We start from the raw sequence: 15,563 nt of genomic DNA on the forward strand, positions 1-15,563 counted from the left end.
ATCCGGGCTACATAGGGCCGTCACTCTTCGGTTTCCAGGTTTTCAGCAGCAACGCATTGCTCACCACGCTAACGCTGGACAGCGCCATGGCTGCGCCGGCCAGCATTGGGTTGAGCAAGCCAGCTGCCGCCAGCGGAATGCCGACCAAGTTATAAGCGAAGGCCCAGAACAGGTTTTGGCGAATCTTGTTGTACGTGCGCTTGCTGATGTCCAGCGCATCAGCCACCAGGCGCGGGTCGCCGCGCATCAGGGTGATGCCGGCTGCGTGCATGGCCACATCGGTGCCGCTGCCCATGGCGATGCCAACATCGGCGGCGGCCAGGGCTGGCGCATCGTTGATGCCATCGCCGACCATCGCCACCACGGCCTGTTTTTTCAGCGTGCTGATAATTTCGGCCTTGTTTGCCGGTAGCACTTCAGCGTGCGCCGCAGTGATGCCCAGCGCCTGGGCCACGGCATTGACGCTGCCTTTGTTGTCACCACTGATCAGGTGGCTGTCGATGCCCTGGGCTGTGAGTGCGGCGATGGCCTGGGCTGCGCCCTCTTTGAGCGTGTCACCAAAGGCAAACAGACCGAGCACCTGCGGTTGTGGAGCTAACTCGATGAGCCAGGACAGGGTGCGGCCTTCCGCCTCCCAGGCCTGCGCGTGAGGCAGCAAGGCCTGGTTTTGCAGCCCGCGTTCTTCCAGCAGGCGTTTGTTGCCCAGCGCCAGCTCGCGCTCAGCGATCTTGCCGGCAATGCCGCGCCCAGCCAGCGCTTTGCTGTCGCTCACGTCGGCGAGTGTCAGGTGCTGTTCCGCGCATGAGTCGAGAACCGCTTTGGCCAGCGGATGTTCGCTGCCGCGTTGCAAGGCGCCGGCTAATTGCAGCAGGTGCGTGGTGTCACCATTGACGGCCTGCAGGTGGGCGATGCGCGGTGAGCCGGAGGTTAGCGTGCCGGTTTTATCGAAGGCCACCAGCGTCACGGCGTGGGCCACCTCCAGGGCTTCGGCATCTTTGATCAGAATGCCGTGGCGCGCGGCCACCCCGGTGCCGGCCATGATCGCCGTGGGCGTAGCCAGGCCCAAGGCGCATGGGCAGGCAATCACCAGTACTGCGACAGCGTTGAGCAGGGCGGTTTCAATGCCCGCGCCAAGCACGAGCCAAGTCATCAAGGTGACTAACGCGATCAGCAGCACGCTAGGGACGAAAATCTGGCTGACTTTATCCACCAGTTTCTGGATCGGTGCCTTGGCGGCCTGGGCGTCTTCAACCAGGCGAATGATGCGTGATAGGACGGTTTCTGCGCCAAGGGCGGTGGTTTCGACCAGCAACCGTCCTTCACCGTTGATCGCCCCGGCCGTCACCGTATCGCCTGGCTGTTTCGGCTGCGGCAGGCTCTCACCGCTGATCAGGGCCTCGTCTGCATGGCTCTGACCTTCAGCGACCCGCCCATCGACCGGGAAGCGCTCGCCCGGTTTGACCACAATAAGGTCGCCCAGCTGCAGTTCGCTGAGGGCGACCCATTGCTCGCTGCCACCGCGCTGGCGTAGGGCGCGTTCTGGGCGCAGAGCCTGCAGGGCGCGGATGGCGCTGCTGGTCTGGCGTTTGGCGCGGCTTTCCAGGTATTTGCCAAGCAGGATGAGGGTGATGATCACGGCCGAGGCTTCAAAGTACAGGTGCGGCATGCCATCGGCTGGGGTTTTCGCCCATTGATAGAGGCTCAGGCCATAGGCCGCGCTGGTGCCGATGGCAACCAGTTGATCCATATTGCCTGCCTTGGCGCGCAGTGCGCTCCAGGCCGCACGGTAGAAACGGGCACCGAAGATAAACTGCACCGGCGTGGCCAGGGCGAACTGCGCCCAAGCCGGTAGCATCCAGTGCAGGCCAAAGGGCTCAACCAGCATGGGGATCACCAGCGGTATGGTCAGTACAATCGCCAGAAGCAGCATCCAGCGTTCGCGCTGCAGCGGTTTGGCGCCGGCGGTTTCTGCGGTTGGTGAGTCGCTGATCAGGCTGGCTTGATAACCCGCCTGGCTGACAGCCTTGAGCAGGGCATTTTGGTCGCTGCCGCGCAGCACCTGCAGTTGTGCCCGCTCTGTGGCCAGGTTGACGCTCACGGAGAGCACGCCGGGCTGTTGCGTCAGTGCGCGCTCAATGCGGCCCGCGCAGCTGGCGCAGGTCATGCCACTGATGGCCAGCTCCAGGCGTTCGCTGGGCACGTTATAACCGGCCGTGGTCACGGCCTTGACCAGCTGTTCCAGGCTGCCAGCGGGCGCTTCGACGCGCGCCTGTTCACTGGCCAGGTTGACGCTGACGCTGGTGACATCGGTCACCTTGGCCAGCGCGCGCTCGACGCGTCCGGCGCAGCTGGCGCAGGTCATCCCGCTGATGGGTAGGTCAAAGGTGCTGAGATTGGACATGCGACGTCCTCCAATGGATTTCGCTAGAGAATCAGCCTTTCCACCTTGGCAAGGTCAAGCGCTGTTTGATACCCGCATCGTCGGTAGCGGTTTGCTGCAGGCCGTTACCGCGCAACGTTAAAAAGACGGGCTCGCGATTTTTTATGACTTGACCTGACCCCGCAGGCCAGGGGGACACTGTGCGCTTCAACAGGTTAATTTGGGTAATTAGTGATGCAAGCCACCAGCGTTCATACATTTCGGGTCGAAGGCATGACCTGCGACCATTGCATTAAAACCATCACTGAAGCGCTGCTGGCGCGTGATGCCGCTGCGGATGTGCGGATAAAACTGCAGGGCGGCGAGGTAACGGTGGGCAGTCATCTGTCCAGTGATGAGTTGATCATTGCGATTGCCGAAGCCGGCTATAGCGCGGGCTTGGCCTAACCGCTGGCGGCCTTATTGGGCGGGCCAGTCACGGATCAACCCGCGAAAGCAGGCGTCGACCATGGGCGCGGTGTCGCTGAGCGGGTCGAACAGATTGGGATCGCGCGACCAGTCGTAAAACAAACCGATTAGCAACGCATGCACGGTGCGTGCGGCCAGACGCGGCGTCAGCCCGGCATGCAGGCGCTGGCGAACCGAGGGCGTGCTGAACTGCTGCTCGCACAGCGCGATAAACAGGTTGATAAAGGCCTCTTGGCGCTCCTCGGCCCCGCGCAGTTCTTCGGTGAACTCACACCTGCGCAGCAGGATGGTGAAGATGCGCTTCTTCTGTGGCTCACGGGCCAGGTTCTCGATGGCCTCTATGCACACCCCGCGCAAGGTCTGTAACGGGTCGTGCTCGGGGCAGCCGCGCATCCGCTCGGCCAGCTGTTCGGGCGGCAAACGCACTTGGCTGAGCATGGCGTTGAACAAGTCGGCCTTGTTGGCAAAGTGCCAATACACCGCACCGCGCGTCACCCCGGCATGCCGGGCAATGTGTTCCAGGCTGGTGTGGGCTACGCCTTTTTCCAAAAACAGTGTTTCGGCGGCCTCAAGGATGGCAATCCGGGTTTTCTCGGCATCTTCTTTGGTTCGGCGCATGGCGGCTGGTGTATTTATGGCTAGGCTCAAGCGCAAAGTGTAATGAAGTTAGCGGTAATGTTCTATTTACAACCACTTATGTATGTAACTAGCATTGCCCGCCTCAAACGTTGCGTCCTGCGTTGTCTCGGAGACACCCATGCTTTTTTCCCGTCATCTGCCGTCTGCTGTCGGCTCCCTTCTGTTGGCCATTTTGGCTTCCCCGTTGTATGCCGCCGATGCCCCGCCTGCACCTGAGGTGGAGGTTGAAACTGTTAAGGCCGAGTCGCTGCCGCTGGCATTTGAATACTCCGCACGCACGGCGGGCTTTCGTGAAGTGCAGGTGCGCGCGCAGGTCAGTGGCATTTTGCAGGAGCGCACCTATCTGGAAGGCAGCCAGGTCAAGAAGGGCCAGGTGATGTTTCGCATCGACTCGCGGATCTACCAAGCCGCGCTGAGCCGTGCCAAAGGCGCGTTGGCGCAGGAGCAGGCGCGTTACCGGCAGACGGCGCGTGACCTCAAGCGCATCCGCGAGCTGCAGAAAAAAGGCTTTGCCAGCGAAAGTGAGCTGGACAATGCCGTGTCTAATTTCGAGCAGAGCAAGGCGAACATCCAGGCCGCCGAGGCTGAGGTGTTGTCCAAGCAAATCGACCTCGATTACACCACGGTGAAGGCACCGATTTCCGGGATTACCAGCAAGGAAACCGTGTCGGAAGGCAGCCTGGTGGTGGCCGGTGATCCGAATGCCAGTTTGCTGAGCAACATCACCCAACTGGACCCTATTTACGTCAACTTTGCCGCCCCGGATTCCGATGTGGAAAGCGTGCGCAGAGGCCTGCAGAACGGCAGCTTAGTCATGCCTGAAGACGGCAAGCTGCGTGTGCAGATCAGCCTCGGTGACGGCAGCCTTTATCCGTTGGAAGGCAAGGTGGATTTCACTGACAGCCTGATTGATCGCGGCACCGGCACCGTCAGCGCCCGCGCCGTGGTGCCTAATCCGGAGCAAATACTGTTACCGGGTCAATTTGTCAGCGTTCAGGTCAAGGGGCTGAGCCTGCCTAATGCCATGACCGTGCCTGAGCGGGCGATTGCTCAAGGCCCTGCTGGCACGTTTGTTTATGTGGTGGATGATGGCGGCGTGGCGCGTATGCGTCAGGTGACCACTGGGCATACGGCCAAGGGCCGCTGGGTGATCATGTCGGGTATCAGTGTCGGTGAGCGGGTGGTGGTTGAGGGCCTGCTCAAGGTACGCCCGGACACGCCGGTGAAAGTTGTTCCTGCTGACAGCCAATCCTAAGGAGCGTTCCCAGTGATTTCACGCTTCTTTATCGACCGACCGGTTTTTTCCACGGTCATCTCGATTGTCATCGTACTCGCCGGGCTTATGGCCATGCGCTCGCTGCCGATTGCCCAGTACCCGCAGATTTTGCCGCCCCAGGTGTCGGTCAGTGCGACCTATGCCGGTGCCAGCGCCCAGGTAATTGCCGAAACGGTGGCCGCACCGCTGGAGCAGTCAATCAACGGTGTTGAGGGGATGATCTACCAGCAGTCCAACTCTGGCGGTAACGCGTTGAACCTGTCGGTGTACTTCGAGGTGGGCCGCGACCCCGATCAGGCCACCATCGACGTCAACAACCGGGTGCAAGCCGCCCTGGCCAAGTTGCCGGAAGAGGTGCGTCGGCAGGGCGTCAAAGTGCAGAAGAAGTCTGCAGACATCCTGCAGGTCGTCACCCTGTATTCCCCCGATGGTTCACGTGACCCGGTGTATATCAGCAACTACGCGCTGATCAACGTGATTGATGAACTCAAGCGCCTGCCGGGCGTGGGCGATGTCAGCCAGTTCGGCTCGAAAGATTACTCCATGCGTATCTGGCTGCGTCCGGACAAACTGGCGCAGTTCAACCTGACGCCCACCGATGTGGTTAATTCGATCCGCGAACAAAACTCGCAATTCGCCGCCGGTAGTTTTGGTCAGCAGCCGCTCAAGCAAGAGCAGGACTTTACCTACACCGTCACCACCCAGGGCCGTTTTACCGACCCGAAAGAGTTTGAAAACGTCATCCTGCGCACGGATGACAATGGCGCCAGCTTGCTGCTTAGAGATGTCGCGCGAATTGAGCTGGGTGCTCAAGATTATTCGCTAATGACCTCGCTCAACGGTCAGCAGAACGCCGCTTTCGGGGTGTATCTGCAACCTGGCGCGAATGCTCTGGACACGGCCGATGCCATCACCAAAACATTGGAGCGGTTGGCGAAGAACTTTCCCAGTGGCATCACTTATAAAGTGCCTTACGACACCACTAAATTTGTGCGGGTGTCGATCGATGAGGTGATCTACACCTTCTTCGAAGCGCTGGTGCTGGTCGTGCTGGTGGTGTTTCTGTTCCTGCAAAACTGGCGCGCCACGCTGATCCCAGTGCTGGCTATTCCCGTATCGCTGGTGGGTACCTTTGCCGGCATGTACATGCTTGGCTTCTCAATCAACCTGCTGACCCTGTTCGGCATGGTGCTGGCCATCGGTATCGTGGTGGACGACGCCATTGTGGTGATCGAGAACGTGGAACGTGTGATGGCCACCGACAAGGTCGGCCCGCGTGAAGCCACCATCAAGGCGATGGAGGAAGTAACCGGCCCCATCATCGCCATTGTTCTGGTGCTGTGTGCGGTATTTGTACCGGTGGGCTTCCTCGGCGGTCTGGCCGGGGAGATGTATAAACAGTTCGCCATCACCATTGCGGTGTCGGTGCTGATTTCCGGCATCGTCGCCCTGACGCTGAGCCCGGCGCTCTGCGCCTTGCTGCTTAAACCTGGGCATCACGAACCGGCGGCGCCGTTCCGTGCGTTTAACCGCGTCTTCGACAAGATGACCAACGGCTACACCGCGGGCGTGCGCTTCTTCCTCAAGCGCTCGGCCGTAGGTGTGCTGCTGTTTGGCGCGATGATCGCGTTGATGGTGGTGCTGTTCAACAGGGTGCCCAGCTCGCTGGTGCCCAGCGAAGACCAAGGCTATGTGATCAACGCCTACTTCCTGCCGCCTGCTGCGTCGTTGACCCGTACCGAGAAGCTCACCAGCGACGTGACGCAGCAACTGATGGCGCACCCGGCGGTAGAGAACGTGGTGACCTTTGCGGGTTTCGACATTCTGTCTTCGGGTGTTCGCAGCAGTTCAGGCGTTTCCTTCGTGCCACTGAAGGACTGGAGCGAGCGCACCACGCCCGAGCTGGATGCACGCAACCTGACCCGTGAGTTCATGGCGATGGGCGCGGCGCAGAAAGACGGTATGGTGATGAGCTTCAACCCTCCGCCGATTACCGGTATGAGCACCACCGGCGGCTTTGAGGGTTACATTCAGGACCGCAGTGGCGGTACCACCGCCGAGTTGGCGCTCAAGGTGCAGGCGTTCCTAGCCGCAGCGGCCAAGCGCCCAGAATTGGCGGGGGTCAACAGCACCTTTAACGCCAATGTGCCGCAGTACTTCATCAACCTGGACCGCACCAAGGCGCGTGCCCTGGGCGTGACAGTCAGTGATGTGTTCACGGCTATGCAGGCCACGTTCGGCAGTTACTACGTCAACGACTTCAGCCTGTATGGGCGTACCTTCCAAGTCAGCCTGCAAGCCGAGGCGGAGTTCCGCAGCAAGCCGGAAGATCTGTCCCAGGTCTATGTGCGTGCGGCCAGTGGTGAATTGGTGTCGCTGGCCAGCCTGGTCAAGGTCGAGCGAATTCTTGGCCCGGATACCTATGCGCGTTTTAACGTCTACCCGGCGGCGAAGATCCTCGGCGGCCCGGCACCTGGCTTCAGCTCCGGTCAGGCGCTAAGTGCGATTCAGGAAGTCGCCAATGAAGTGCTGGGCAGCGATTACAGCATCGGCTGGACGGGTTCGGCCTACCAGGAAGTGGCTTCTCAGGGTTCAGGCAGCAGTGCCTTTATCTTTGGTCTGATCATGGTGTTCCTGATTCTGGCCGCCCAGTACGAGCGTTGGACCCTGCCGTTGGCGGTGGTGACCGCTGTACCGTTCGCGGTATTCGGGGCGATTCTGGCGGTGTGGTTGCGCGGTATTGAGAACGACCTGTACTTCCAGGTCGGCCTGGTCACGCTGATCGGCTTGGCGGCGAAGAACGCCATCCTGATCGTCGAGTTCGCTGTGCTCAACCGGCAAAACGGCATGGGCATTTTCGACTCAGCGCTGGAGGCGGCACGCTTGCGTTTCCGCCCGATTATCATGACCTCGCTGGCGTTTATCCTCGGTGTTGTACCGCTGGCAATCAGCTCGGGCGCAGGCTCGGCCAGTCGTCACTCGATTGGTACTGGGGTGATTGGCGGCATGCTGGCGGCAACTTTCCTGGCGATCTTCCTGATCCCTATGTTTTACCTGCTGGTGGAATCGCTGGCGGAGAAAATCGGCAAAGGCCGGAAGAAGACCGAACGTTCGGTTTGACCCTCAGGCCCTGCGATGGGGCAGGCAGGGCGTAACCCGGAGCCAATCCGGGAGCGCTCTGCACGGTCGTAGCTCGGGCCATCCGGGCTACGCATGCCCCTTCCGCCCTTACTATCTGGATATACATGCCCTTACGTTTATTGTTAATTCTCGGTGCGCTTAGCGCATTCGGGCCACTGGCCATTGACTTCTACTTGCCGAGTTTCCCGGCGCTGGCAATGGCTTTTGCAACCGATGTTGAGCACGTGCAACTGTCGTTGGCCGCCTACTTTGTGGGCCTGGCCATTGGTCAGCTGGCTTATGGGCCACTGGCTGACCGCTTTGGTCGGCGCATGCCGCTGCTGGTTGGGGTTACGCTTTTTAGCCTGGCGTCGCTGGCGTGTGCCCTGGCGCCGAGTCTGGAATGGCTGATTGCCGCGCGTTTTGTTCAGGCTCTGGGTGGCTGTGCGGGGATGGTGGTGTCGCGGGCGGTGGTGCGTGACCTGTGTGACCCGATCAACTCGGCGAAGGTATTTTCCCAGCTGATGTTGGTGATGGGGCTGGCACCCATTCTTGCGCCACTGGCAGGCGGGCTGTTGCTCAGTACGCTGGGCTGGCCATCGATTTTTATCTGCCTGATGCTGTTTAGCTTTGTCTGCCTATTGGCGGTGGCCAAATGGTTACCAGAAACCCTGGCCACGGACGTGCCGCCCGCGCCTTTGCGCGGTGCGGTGGGTGAGTACAAACGGCTGCTTGGTAACTTACCCTTCCTTGGTTATGCCTTGACGGGCGGCTTTGCTGTTGCCGGGATGTTCGCGTACATCGCGGGTTCACCGTTTGTGTTTATCGAGTTATATGGCGTACCTGCAGAGCACTACGGCTGGCTGTTCGGCAGTAATGCACTGGGCTTTATTTTGGTGGCGCAGTTGAACGCCTGGCTGGTCGCGCGGCACGGGCCGGCATACTGGTTGGGTAAAACGGTGTGGTTTTACCTGGCATGCGGGCTTGCTTTGCTCTTGGTGGCATTGGCCAAACCACAGGCGCTGTGGCCGTTATTGATTCCGCTGTTCGGCTGCATCGCCTGCCTGGGCATTTTGCTGCCCAATGCATCCGCCTGCGCGATGGCTGGCCAAGGCCGGCATGCCGGCAGCGCCTCGGCGTTGCTGGGTAGCCTGCAATTTGCCATCGCCGCCAGTGCTGCCGCCATGGTTGCTGCGCTGCATGACGGCAGTGCCGGGCCAGTTGCGCTTGTGATTTTCAGCTGCGGAGTACTGGCTGTGGGGTTTTCCCTGTTTACCCGCTGGGCCGAGCGCAGTACTCCCAACGCATTGGGTTAACTGGCGATGCGCTGCTGCTCAGCAGGCAAGCTGTGTGGCGCACTCATCCGTGCTTGAAGGGTGCTAACAAACTGCTGGGCCTCGGTTTCACTGCGGAAGGTAACGCTTTGTTTGCCAAGGCGTACTTGCCAGCCGTTGCCGGCGGCTGTTTTTACCGGTTGGATCATGACGTTCATCAACGCATCTCCTCTGTAAGAACGTGGTTACGGTCTGCTGCGCACTGAGCCTGCGGTATTAAGGCCGTTGGGTGCGCCAGTCCGGCCCGCATCAGCCTGCACTATTGTCAGCAGACGCTAGGACAGCACGAGTCTAGTCGCTGAATGTGAACATTCATTGACTTGTAACAAATCCGCTTGGGCTAGGTGTACCGTTGGTCCGAGCGGTTTGCCATGAGCGCCGCGTTAGCGCTCTGGTGCGGGTGACGGCGGCGCTTGCAGCTGTCGCAGGGCTTTTTCGGCGGCGCTGTGCAGCGGTACATCAAGGTCGCGCAGCGCATTTTGCCGGGACAATTGCGCGCCCTGGATACTGCCGTTTTGCAGCCATTGGTTGTTGTCGGCAAACAGCAGTTGCACCAGTCGCTCTATTTCAACGGCGGTCAGTTGCTCCCCTGTAAGCAGCATGCTGGCCACGGCCACGGTGGGTACGGCGAGTGTTTGCTGCGGGTAGCTCTCGGCAGGGAGGCTGAAGCTAAAGCTGCCCGGGAGGTGGTCTTGCAGGTGCTTTAGCGCAGCGGCTTCCAGCGGGATCAGACGTAGCTCGAAGGCTTCACTGGCGGCGCGGATATTGTCAGCCGGCGCGCCGATAACCTGAATAACGGCATCCAGTTGGCCATCGCGCAATGCTTTCAGCGCTTGTTGCAGGTCCAGTTCGGTGACCGTTTGCAGGTCGCTCAGAAGCAGGCCGTGGGCATCCAGCACCGCCAGCGCAGTGAGGCGTGAAGCCGAGCCAGGTTGACCGATATTGACCCGCTGGCCACGCAGATCGCCCATTTTTTGCAGGGCGCTGGTGGCGCTAACCAGTACATGCACCGGCTCGGGATACAGGCTGGCGATGGCCCGCAGTTTCAAGTCTGGGCCGGCCGTTTCGAATACACCTGTACCGTGCACGGCCGCATACGCCGCATCGCTTTGCGAGAGTGCCAACAGCACATCGCCCTGGCGCAGCATGCGCAGGTTGTCCAGACCACCTTCGGTGTTGAGTACCTGCATCGTTAAGCCGTCGCTTTTCAGCTGCTGGCTGAACGCCGTGGCGAAACGTGCGTATTGGCCGGCGGGCGGGCCGCCGGCTAATGAGTAGCCTTTTTGCAGGCGTGAAAGCCGACCCTGGATATTGTTCAGTGAGCGTTCCAGTTCATCGCTAATGGCCTTACGCTGCTGCGGACCGGTATCGCCAGGGGCGAGGTTGAGTGCGGTGCTGAAGGCATTCACCAAGTTCTCCCGTGTGGTACTGCCACCTTCGCTCGCCTGAGCGGCGCGCGGGGCGGTAAAGCCCTGTGGCACCTCGGCCAGCCAGTTACCGTTTTGCGCGCGATAAATCAGGCTGCCATGCACATACAGCTTGTCGCCGGGGTGATTGCCGCTGTTGCTGATCCCAGATAATCCGCGTGGCCCAGCCCCCAGCACGCTGATAAGACTGGCCACGCCCGGTGAGTCCCAGGCGCCGAAGTTCTGGTCCTGTTCAACCGTGAGGGTGGCATCGAAGTAGATCACGCGACGTTCTTCGCCGGGCGGGGCATTGGCATCGTTGGCCGAGCCGCGTCGCTTGAGTTCAGTAAGGCTTAGCACCGAACTGGGGAAGACCTGCTGCAGGCGTTGCTGCACATCGCTGCGCAGTGTCTCGGTGCCTGGGCCTTTGGAGCAGGCTGTTAGCAATATCAGGCAGGACAGCATCATCAGTAAACGCATGCTCAACCTCCTATCCAGGGCAGTGACAGGTAACCCGTCAGCACCAGGGCATTGAGCAGGTCGATAAGGAATGCGCCGACCAATGGCACCACGAGAAATGCCTGGGTCGCGGGGCCGTATTTCTGCGTGATGGCCTGCATATTGGCGATGGCGGTGGCCGTTGCGCCCATGGCGAAACCGCAGAATGCAGCAGAAATAACCGCGCTCTCGTAATCGCGGCCCACCACCCGAAACACCACCAGAGCGCCATAGATCACCACCAGCAGCAACTGCCCGAGCAGGATCACCAGCAACGGCCCGGCTAGGCTGGCCACACTCGCCAGGTTCAGGGTCATCATGGTGATGGCCAGAAACAGCGCCAGCGTCACGCTGGACAGCATCTCAATGCCAGCATCATTCAGGCGCAAGCCCACAAGGTGGCCCGCATTACGAATCACCACGCCTACCAGCAGGCACCAGAGAAAGCTGGGCAGGGTGATTGGCGCACCGCTGACCAGGTCACCCAGCCATCGGCCCACCAGCACAGCAATTAATACGGCCGCCAATACCGGGATTAGATTACCGGCATTGATCGGCTCAACGGCATTAGCCGGTATATCGCTGTGTTGGGAGGGCGCATGGCCTGTGTTGTTGGCGAGTTGGTGCCGTTTGATCAGCCACTGCCCCAGCGGCCCACCGCAGATACCGCCGATTACCAGGCCGAGGGTGGCGGCGGTCATGGCCAGCTCCATGATGGACTGGATGTTGTTCACCTCAGCAAAGCGTTCAGCATAGGCCGCGCCCGTGCCGTGCCCGCCAACCAGGGTGATGCTGCCGCCGACCAGCCCCATCAACGGGTGCATGTCGAGGACCCAGGCGATCAACAAGCCCGTGAGGTTTTGCAAAAACAGAAATGGGATCAGCACCATCACAAACAGCAACAGGCGCTTGCCGCCTTGCTTGAGCAGGCTGAGGTTGGCCGACAAACCAACGGCCGCAAAAAACGCCAACAGCAACACCGGCTTGAGCGTGGCGTCAAACTCCAGGCTGACGCTGGCAAACTCACCCATGACGAGCATGCCAACGGCAAACAGCAAGCCGCCGGTTATGGGGTCTGGGATGTTGTAATTAGACAGCCATGGCACCAGCCGATTGACCACCCGCCCAAGCAGCAGCACCAAGGCTGCAACCAGCAGGGTTTCCACGGGGAGTAAGGTCACTACGCGCTCCTTGCACAAGGCTACCCGCAGCCGCGCCACGGTGATTCATTCATATGGCGTTACAGGCTTTGCGCCTGTGCGCAGTGGCAGTATCAGTGCCATTCATTTAAGCCTGCACTGTGCAGGACTTCCAGACAATAAATACAGGTTGAGAAGGGCGGATGCGGGGGAGTGAGTGCTGGCAACCGTGACTGGCGGATACGCCCTGGCCGCACTAAGATTGCCGCCAGCCCGCTGCGGCAATCCATCGCAGTTAGGCGATGGCACATACGCCTCAGAGCAATGCTAGAGTCGCGCCCATGAAAATCACCCGTACTGACCGTCGCTTACTGGCTTGGATGCTGTACTTCAGCGTTCTGTTCAGTGCGTTCGGCTGCAGTATTGGTCACGGGCAGATGGCGGGCCTACAGCTCAGCGGGTTGAGCAGCCAATACTGCTCGTTTGACGGTAACTTCGGTGCGGGTGCCGACCTGGAAGGCTCCGGTGTTGTTGCGCCCAACCCGGCGACGGGGGCAGGGTGTGCCCTCGCCAGTTTGTTCAGCGCGATCATCCTCGCGGCTTTCTTCGGTGTGCTGGGGCTGCTGGCAGCCAGCCGTGCGCCGCTGCTCGGCACGTTCTTTACGCCCCCACCTGTCCGCTACCTCTGGCCCTCTGCCAACCCCCGCGCATCCCCTTCAATCCGTTAGCTACCGGGCACTACGTCCCGGGTATTTCCGTCGTTTCACTGCGCGTTATGTCGGACAGTGAGGCTAATGGTGAGCTGTCGGAGTTGACTCATGAGCCAACGTGCTCCTTCTTTCTACAACCTGGCCTGGCGTTGGCATTTTTATGCCGGGCTGGTGGTGGCCCCATTCCTGATTCTGCTGTCGGTGACGGGGATTATTTACCTGTTCAAACCGCAGCTTGATCAGCTGATGTATGCAGACTTACTGCAGGTGCCGGTGGCCGAGCAGGTCATCAGTGCGGATCAACAACTGGCGCGTGTGCGCCAGGCTTACCCCGAGGCCAGCATCAAACAGTATTTGCCGCCGGTGCAGGCTGGGCGCAGTGCGCAGTTTGTGATCGAGGCCAACGGGCAAGGCCTGAATGTATTTGTTGACCCCTACCGCGGTCAGATGCTCGGCAGCCAGGATGCGCAAAACAACCTGCAGGCCATCGCCCGTCAGCTGCACAGCGACCTGATGATCGGCACCTTGGGTGACCGGCTGATTGAGCTGGCCGCCGGTTGGGGCATCGTCTTGGTGGTCTCGGGCTTGTACCTGTGGTGGCCGCGCGGGCGCTCCGGAGCGGGCGTGCTGTGGCCACGCCTGAATGCCCGTGGTCGCCTGCTGTGGCGTGACGTGCATGCGGTCATCGGGTTCTGGGGCAGTGCGTTGCTGCTGTTTATGCTGCTCACCGGGATGACCTGGACCGGTTTCTGGGGCGCTCAGTTTGCCGGCGCCTGGAACCATTTTCCGGCGGCGATGTGGGATGACGTGCCGCAGTCCGGCACGCTCACCGGCAGCCTGAATAACGGCAGCCAGCAGACCGTCGCCTGGGCGGTGGAAACCACGCCGCTGCCGGCGTCTGATCCGCATGCCGCGCACAACCGCCCCGGCGTCAGCACAGTGCCAAGCGCCTTGCCACAGGTCAGCCTGCAACAGGTGGTCGAGACGGCTGCCGAGCGCGGCGTGCAGCCGGGTTACAGCATCACCCTGCCCAAAGGTGAAACTGGGGTGTACAGCATTGCGCTGTTCGCCGATGACCCGCGTAACGATGCCACCCTGCATATCGATCAATACAGCGGCGCCGTGCTCGCCGATGTGCGCTGGCAGGATTACGGCATGGTGGCGAAAACCGTGGAAACCGGGGTCATGCTGCATGAAGGCAAGCTGTTCGGCCTGGCCAATCAGCTACTGATGCTGGCGGTCTGCCTGCTGGTGCTGCTCAGCGCGGTCAGTGGTGTGGTGATGTGGTGGCTGCGCCGCCCGAGCGGTACGTTTGGCGTGCCACCGCTGCGGCATAACCTGCCGCGCTGGAAGGCTGCGGTGGTCATCATGTGCCTGCTAGGCGCTGCCTTCCCGCTGGTGGGCGGCTCTTTGCTGCTGATTTGGGTGCTGGATAGGTTGCTGTTTTCATACTTTGCCGGGCCGCGCCTTGCCAATGGCTGAAAGGGCATAACCGGCGTGGGCTTGGCCCGCGCCAAGGCTTCGCGTTACACCACTTGTCATGGACAGTCAGTCCACAACCGGAGAAATACCATGCTGCTGAAAAAGACCTTGCTCATTGCCGCTCTACTGAGCCCAAGCCTGTTTGCCAGTGCCCATGCCTACAACGTCGGTGAGCTGCATATCGAGCACCCCTGGTCGCGGCAAATGCCGGCGGTAGCACCCACTGCGGCGGCCTATTTCGTGGTGCACAACAAAGGCGCCGAGGCGGATCGTTTGCTCAGCGTCAGCACGCCGCACGCCGGCAAGGCCGAACTGCATGAGCATATCCATGCTGATGGCGTGATGAAGATGCAGCAGGTGCAGACGGTGGTCATCCCTGCTGGTGGTAAGGTGAAGTTCGAGCCCATGGGCTATCACGTGATGCTGTTTAACCTGCAGCAGCAGGCCCAAGACGGTGAGCGCTTCCCGCTGACCCTGACCTTTGAAAAAGCCGGTCAGTTGGACGTAGAAGTGGCTGTGCACAAGGAAGCCCCTGCCACTGAGCAGGCGCCTGCAAAAGGGCATGCGCATTAAGCGCTGTCACACCTTGGGCAGCAGGGCGGTGCGCGTGCCACAGGGTTTCTGTGCAGGCGCTTCAGCCCTGTTACCGGCATGCGTGCGCGGGAGTTGAGTGGTCGTGAAGCCCTGTAGTCGTCGCCACCTGGCTCAATACCGAGCAGGGTGCCTGGCCTTGTTGGCCATGCTGTTGCTCAGTTTCGGGCCACTTGGGTCACAGCTCAGCCAGCCTGCCGAACCGGCCTGGCTGACCGAGCTGGCCTGTGGCGAGCACGCGGGCAGCCATGACCGCGCACTTGAGCACGATGCGCTGTGGGCCAAGTGCGGCTATTGCACGTTGCTGCTGCACAGCCCAGCCACCAGTTGCGCCAGCCCATCGCTGGCGTTGGCGGCTACATCGCCAGCGGATCGGCACATTGCACCGGTGCGCAGCGGTGTTGCCCGCTCGGCCATTTTCCCCGGTTCGCGCAGTCGCGCCCCGCCTGTTTATTCCTGATTGCCACTGCCCTTGTTTGGTGTGTCACCGCGGTTACGCGCGCTGACCAATCCCCTGGTT

Annotated in this window: 13 protein-coding genes; 8 read left to right on the forward strand and 5 right to left on the reverse strand. The window is 60.8% G+C overall.

The genetic code is table 11. From position 1 onward, the window contains the following. Window positions 1–7: 7 nt before the first annotated feature. Complete coding sequence (locus AC0J6G_RS01245) at window positions 8–2,401, reverse strand: heavy metal translocating P-type ATPase (protein WP_475250600.1); 2,394 nt, start codon at window positions 2,399–2,401, stop codon at window positions 8–10. A gap of 213 nt (window positions 2,402–2,614) precedes the next feature. On the opposite strand from AC0J6G_RS01245, the gene AC0J6G_RS01250 reads away from it, so the two are divergent. After that, window positions 2,615–2,827, forward strand: a complete 213-nt coding sequence (locus AC0J6G_RS01250) for a heavy-metal-associated domain-containing protein (RefSeq protein WP_475250601.1) — start codon at window positions 2,615–2,617, stop codon at window positions 2,825–2,827. Between the two features lie 12 nt (window positions 2,828–2,839). Here AC0J6G_RS01250 and AC0J6G_RS01255 read toward each other — a convergent pair whose 3' ends face one another. Further along, complete coding sequence (locus AC0J6G_RS01255) at window positions 2,840–3,466, reverse strand: TetR family transcriptional regulator (protein ID WP_475250602.1); 627 nt, start codon at window positions 3,464–3,466, stop codon at window positions 2,840–2,842. A gap of 139 nt (window positions 3,467–3,605) precedes the next feature. Here AC0J6G_RS01255 and AC0J6G_RS01260 point away from each other — a divergent pair, with 139 nt between their 5' ends. From AC0J6G_RS01260 to AC0J6G_RS01270, 3 genes are all read left to right on the forward strand, one after another. Then, window positions 3,606–4,742 (forward strand): efflux RND transporter periplasmic adaptor subunit, encoded by a 1,137-nt coding sequence (locus AC0J6G_RS01260; protein WP_475250603.1) that lies wholly within the window; start codon window positions 3,606–3,608, stop codon window positions 4,740–4,742. 12 nt (window positions 4,743–4,754) lie between these two features. Then, a complete protein-coding gene (locus AC0J6G_RS01265) occupies window positions 4,755–7,883 on the forward strand; it encodes an efflux RND transporter permease subunit (RefSeq protein ID WP_475250604.1) in 3,129 nt (1,042 codons plus the stop codon). 125 nt (window positions 7,884–8,008) lie between these two features. Then, window positions 8,009–9,199 (forward strand): multidrug effflux MFS transporter, encoded by a 1,191-nt coding sequence (locus AC0J6G_RS01270; protein ID WP_475250605.1) that lies wholly within the window; start codon window positions 8,009–8,011, stop codon window positions 9,197–9,199. Here the strand turns inward: AC0J6G_RS01270 and AC0J6G_RS01275 are convergent. The 3 genes from AC0J6G_RS01275 to gltS form a co-directional block, all read right to left on the reverse strand. After that, entirely contained in the window at window positions 9,196–9,375 is a 180-nt protein-coding gene (locus tag AC0J6G_RS01275) for a hypothetical protein (RefSeq protein WP_475250606.1), read from the reverse strand. The two genes, AC0J6G_RS01270 and AC0J6G_RS01275, sit on opposite strands and share 4 nt — an antisense overlap. Window positions 9,376–9,600: 225 nt before the next feature. Then, on the reverse strand, window positions 9,601–11,103 hold the full coding sequence (locus tag AC0J6G_RS01280; RefSeq protein WP_475250607.1) for a TAXI family TRAP transporter solute-binding subunit: 1,503 nt from the start codon (window positions 11,101–11,103) through the stop codon (window positions 9,601–9,603). 2 nt (window positions 11,104–11,105) lie between these two features. After that, window positions 11,106–12,302 carry a sodium/glutamate symporter gene (gltS, locus tag AC0J6G_RS01285; protein WP_475250608.1) on the reverse strand — a complete coding sequence of 399 codons (1,197 nt, stop codon included), beginning with the start codon at window positions 12,300–12,302 and terminating at the stop codon, window positions 11,106–11,108. A gap of 299 nt (window positions 12,303–12,601) precedes the next feature. Between gltS and AC0J6G_RS01290 the strand changes: the two genes are divergently transcribed. From AC0J6G_RS01290 to AC0J6G_RS01305, 4 genes are all read left to right on the forward strand, one after another. Then, window positions 12,602–12,988, forward strand: coding sequence for a DUF2946 domain-containing protein (locus tag AC0J6G_RS01290; RefSeq protein ID WP_475250609.1), 387 nt, complete (start codon window positions 12,602–12,604; stop codon window positions 12,986–12,988). Between the two features lie 90 nt (window positions 12,989–13,078). Then, complete coding sequence (locus AC0J6G_RS01295) at window positions 13,079–14,452, forward strand: PepSY-associated TM helix domain-containing protein (RefSeq protein WP_475250610.1); 1,374 nt, start codon at window positions 13,079–13,081, stop codon at window positions 14,450–14,452. 90 nt (window positions 14,453–14,542) lie between these two features. Continuing rightward, window positions 14,543–15,025, forward strand: coding sequence for a copper chaperone PCu(A)C (locus AC0J6G_RS01300; protein ID WP_475250611.1), 483 nt, complete (start codon window positions 14,543–14,545; stop codon window positions 15,023–15,025). A 103-nt stretch (window positions 15,026–15,128) separates the two neighbouring features. Next, window positions 15,129–15,503: a DUF2946 domain-containing protein gene (locus tag AC0J6G_RS01305; protein ID WP_475250612.1), complete on the forward strand. Its 375-nt coding sequence runs from the start codon at window positions 15,129–15,131 to the stop codon at window positions 15,501–15,503. The last annotated feature ends 60 nt before the right edge of the window (window positions 15,504–15,563 follow it).

The sequence above is a fragment of the Pseudomonas sp. TS_SC_3 genome, from assembly GCF_056156225.1.

Excerpts from the sequence above, each read along its gene's own strand:
- AC0J6G_RS01270 (WP_475250605.1), top strand. The coding sequence starts at position 8,009 with ATGCCCTTACGTTTATTGTTAATTCTCGGTGCGCTTAGCGCATTCGGG.
- AC0J6G_RS01250 (WP_475250601.1), top strand. The coding sequence starts at position 2,615 with ATGCAAGCCACCAGCGTTCATACATTTCGGGTCGAAGGCATGACCTGC.
- AC0J6G_RS01295 (WP_475250610.1), top strand. The coding sequence starts at position 13,079 with ATGAGCCAACGTGCTCCTTCTTTCTACAACCTGGCCTGGCGTTGGCAT.
- AC0J6G_RS01280 (WP_475250607.1), bottom strand. The coding sequence starts at position 11,103 with ATGCGTTTACTGATGATGCTGTCCTGCCTGATATTGCTAACAGCCTGC.
- AC0J6G_RS01290 (WP_475250609.1), top strand. The coding sequence starts at position 12,602 with ATGAAAATCACCCGTACTGACCGTCGCTTACTGGCTTGGATGCTGTAC.
- AC0J6G_RS01245 (WP_475250600.1), bottom strand. The coding sequence starts at position 2,401 with ATGTCCAATCTCAGCACCTTTGACCTACCCATCAGCGGGATGACCTGC.
- AC0J6G_RS01255 (WP_475250602.1), bottom strand. The coding sequence starts at position 3,466 with ATGCGCCGAACCAAAGAAGATGCCGAGAAAACCCGGATTGCCATCCTT.
- AC0J6G_RS01275 (WP_475250606.1), bottom strand. The coding sequence starts at position 9,375 with ATGAACGTCATGATCCAACCGGTAAAAACAGCCGCCGGCAACGGCTGG.
- AC0J6G_RS01260 (WP_475250603.1), top strand. The coding sequence starts at position 3,606 with ATGCTTTTTTCCCGTCATCTGCCGTCTGCTGTCGGCTCCCTTCTGTTG.
- AC0J6G_RS01300 (WP_475250611.1), top strand. The coding sequence starts at position 14,543 with ATGCTGCTGAAAAAGACCTTGCTCATTGCCGCTCTACTGAGCCCAAGC.